At 60.7% G+C, this 3,718-nt stretch carries 2 protein-coding genes; one reads left to right on the forward strand and one right to left on the reverse strand.

Going from position 1 to position 3,718, the window contains the following annotated elements:
- Positions 1 to 33: 33 nt before the first annotated feature.
- Positions 34 to 621, reverse strand: a complete 588-nt coding sequence (locus tag Q7V03_RS23760; RefSeq protein WP_370651193.1) for a recombinase family protein — start codon at positions 619 to 621, stop codon at positions 34 to 36.
- A 161-nt stretch (positions 622 to 782) separates the two neighbouring features.
- Between Q7V03_RS23760 and Q7V03_RS23765 the strand changes: the two genes are divergently transcribed.
- Entirely contained in the window at positions 783 to 3,671 is a 2,889-nt protein-coding gene (locus Q7V03_RS23765; protein WP_304928042.1) for a Tn3 family transposase, read from the forward strand.
- Positions 3,672 to 3,718 lie beyond the last annotated feature (47 nt).

The following is a 3,718-nucleotide window of genomic DNA, read 5'->3' on the forward strand; positions in this document are numbered from 1 at the left end:
GGGGTCTGATGCCGGAGGGGGCAGGATAGTACGCTAAGGGCTGATTTTGGCCTCTGAACGATGCAGGGTCCTGTAGATCGTTGGCCTTGAGACCGCGAAGAGTTCAGCAAGATCGCTGATCGAGTATTCTCCGGTGGTGTGCATTCGGGTCAGTTCTTTTTGTTGTTTTTCGGTGAGTTTCGGTTGCTTTCCGCGAAGCTTTCCCTTGGCCCGTGCGATGGCCATTCCTTCCCTGGTCCGCATTCTGATCAAGTCGGACTCAAACTCGGCAAAGGTAGCCAGAATGTTGAAGAACATTTTGCCCATCGGATCCGTTGGGTCGTAGACCGACGCACCCAAGGCGAGTTTGACGCCCTTCTTCTCGAGTTGCTCTGCAATGGCGCGCGCATCTGGGACAGATCTTGCGAGACGGTCCAGCTTTGGCACGACCAGCACGTCGCCTTCCCGCACGGCGGCCAGTGCCTGGTCGAGACCGGGACGGGCGCGGTTGGTGCCCGTCAGCCCATGGTCGGTGTAGATGCGGTCATCTGACACCCCCAGAAGGTTCAGGGCCTGCCGCTGTGCAGTCAGGTCCTGTTTGTCCGTGGAGCACCGGGCGTAGCCAATCTTGGTCATGGTCATGCTTCAGGTGTACGGATAAGGGGCCTCATTTGCGAATCAAATCGTACCATCTATACGAGATGTAATGAAGTGCGGTTTCTCTGCCAACGGCAACCTCCTCGGCACATGTCCGGTGAGCGATCCTCTTACGGACAGCCGCGCCCCTCTCTCTGGAAGCCATCATGCCGCGACGCAATATCCTAACGGACCGCCAAAGGGCAGTCCTCTTCGATCTGCCAACGGATGAAGCGGCTCTGCTGCGCCATTACACTCTGGCGGACGATGATCTGGAAATCATCCGTGCGCGCCGCCGACCTCACAATCGGTTCGGCTTCGCCCTGCAGCTTTGCGCGCTGCGATATCCAGGGCGATTGCTGGCCCCGGGTGAAGTCATTCCCGAGGCATTGGCACGCTTCTTGGCTGCGCAACTCGGGTTGCGGCCCGATGATCTGGCCGACTACGCAACCCGCGAAGAAACCCGTCGCGAGCATCTTGCAGCGTTGCGGGAGGTCTACGGCTTCAAGATGTTCACGGGCCGAGGGTCGCGCGATCTGAAGGCCTGGCTGGAGGATGCGGCTGAAACGGCCCGATCGAACGAGGATTTGGCCCGCAGCTTTGTGGAACACAGTCGGGCGACCCGGACAATCCTGCCCGGGGTCACCGTCATCGAACGGCTGTGTGCGGACGCGCTTGTTGCCGCCGAGAGGAGGATTGACGACAGGATTGGTGGGCGGCTGGATGGCGCTACCCGCGACCGACTTGATGCCCTGCTGACCGAAGATGCCGACGGGAACGTCAGTCGTTTTGTCTGGCTGCGCCAATTTGAGGTAGGTCAGAACTCGGCCGATATGAACCGCCTGCTCGATCAGTTGGAATTTCTTCAGGGCTTGGCGCTGGACAGGGCCGTTCTGACGGATGTGCCACCTCACCGCGTTGCCCGCCTGCGCAGGCAGGGGGAACGCTACTTCGCTGGAGATCTGCGGGACATCTCTGGCGACCGCCGCCTTGCCATCCTCGCGGTCTGCGCTCTCGAATGGCGCAGTGCCCTTGCCGATTCGGTGGTTGAGACCCATGACCGGATCGTCGGCAAGACCTGGCGTGAGGCGAAATCCCGATGTGACGCCCGCACGGACGACGCCAAGGCTGCACTGAAGGACACATTGCAGGCCTTTTCGATCCTCGGGTCAGCCCTCTTGGAAGCACATGAGGATCAGGCTTCTCTTGAGGAAGCCGTTCGAAGCGCAGGCGGTTGGTCATCGCTCAAGGGGCTTGTCGCTACTGCCGCCCAACTCACCGACACTTTGGCCGCCGACCCGCTTGCGCATGTCGTCCACGGGTATCATCGCTTCCGGCGCTATGCGCCACGCATGCTGCGGATACTGGACATTCAGGCTGCGTCCGTGGGTGCACCGTTGTTGGACGCCGCCGGAATCATCGCGGGTAGAGGCATGACGGGGACACGGCCCCAGACCTTTTTGCGCCGTGGCTCGAAATGGCAGCGGCACCTGAATATTGAAAATGAAGATGCGCAACGGTTGTGGGAAGTGGCAGTCCTGTTCCATCTCCGCGAGGCTTTCCGCTCCGGTGATATCTGGCTCGCCCATTCCCGAAGATTTGGTGACCTGAAAGACGCGCTCGTTCCAGCCGAGGTTGCCCGTAGCACCCCAAGGCTGGCCATGCCGTTTGAACCCGAGGCTTGGCTGGCAGATCGCAAGCTGCGCATGTCCGATGCCCTTCGCAGGTTAGCGCGTGCGGCGAAAGCTGGGGCCATACCGGGCGGGTCCATCGAAGACGGTGTCCTGAAAATCGACCGGCTGACCGCCGCCGTCCCCGAAGAGGCGGAGGCCGTGGTGCTTGATCTTTATGCCCGCCTGCCAGGCATCCGGATCACAGATCTCCTGCTCGAGGTGGACGACGAAGTCGGCTTCACCGAGGCCTTCACGCATCTGCGCACCGGCGTGCCGTGCAAAGACAGGATCGGCCTGCTGAACGTGCTGCTCGCCGAAGGGCTGAACCTCGGCCTCAGCAAAATGGCCGGCGCCACAAACAGCCACGATTATTTCCAGCTTTCCCGCATTTCTCGGTGGCATGTCGAAAGCGAGACAATGGCGCGCGCCTTGGCCATGGTGATCGAAGCTCAGTCCTCCTTGCCGATGGCCCGATTCTGGGGTGCGGGTCTAACTGCCTCAAGCGACGGGCAGTTCTTCCCGACCACGCGCCAAGGCGAGGCGATGAATCTGATCAACGCCAAATACGGCCATGAACCCGGGCTGAAAGCCTACACCCATGTCTCCGACCAGTTCGGGCCCTTCGCCACCCAGACCATTCCGGCCACGGTGAACGAGGCGCCCTACATTCTGGACGGCTTGCTGATGACCGATGCTGGCCAGAAAATCCGTGAGCAGTATGCTGATACCGGCGGCTTCACCGACCATGTCTTCGCCGTCACCGCCCTTCTGGGCTTTCAGTTCATCCCTCGTATCCGGGACTTGCCGTCAAAGCGCCTGTATCTCTTCGATCCGGCCTCCTGCCCCAAAGAGCTGAAGGGGCTGATCGGGGGTAAGGTCAAAGAGGCTCTCATTACCTCGAACTGGCCTGACATTCTGCGCAGCGTGGCCACCATGGCGACCGGGGCCATGCCGCCAAGCCAGTTGTTGCGCAAGTTCGCTGCCTACCCCCGCCAGCATGAACTCGCCGTGGCCCTACGGGAAATCGGACGGGTCGAGCGGACACTTTTCATCATCGACTGGTTGCTCGATGCCGACATGCAGCGCCGCGCACAGATCGGTCTCAACAAGGGTGAGGCCCATCATGCCCTCAAGAACGCCCTGCGCATCGGACGCCAAGGTGAAATCCGCGATCGAACCAGCGAAGGACAACATTTCCGAATAGCTGGCCTCAACCTGCTGGCGGCGATCATTATCTTTTGGAACACCAAGCATCTCGGCAACGCCGTCACTCAGCGAAAACATGATGGATTAGAATGCCCACCCGAGCTGCTGGCGCACATCTCGCCGCTCGGGTGGGCTCACATCCTTCTTACGGGGGAGTATCGATGGCCAAAACGATGACCCGTCGGGCTTAGCGTACTATTCCGCACTCTCCGGCATCAGACCCC

Origin of the sequence: Cypionkella sp. (genome assembly GCF_030652235.1) — a bacterium.
Taxonomy (GTDB): domain Bacteria; phylum Pseudomonadota; class Alphaproteobacteria; order Rhodobacterales; family Rhodobacteraceae; genus Cypionkella.

What these genes read in the sequence shown, in the direction of transcription:
- Q7V03_RS23760 (WP_370651193.1), bottom strand. Translation starts at nt 621, where the DNA reads ATGACCATGACCAAGATTGGCTACGCCCGGTGCTCCACGGACAAACAG.
- Q7V03_RS23765 (WP_304928042.1), top strand. Translation starts at nt 783, where the DNA reads ATGCCGCGACGCAATATCCTAACGGACCGCCAAAGGGCAGTCCTCTTC.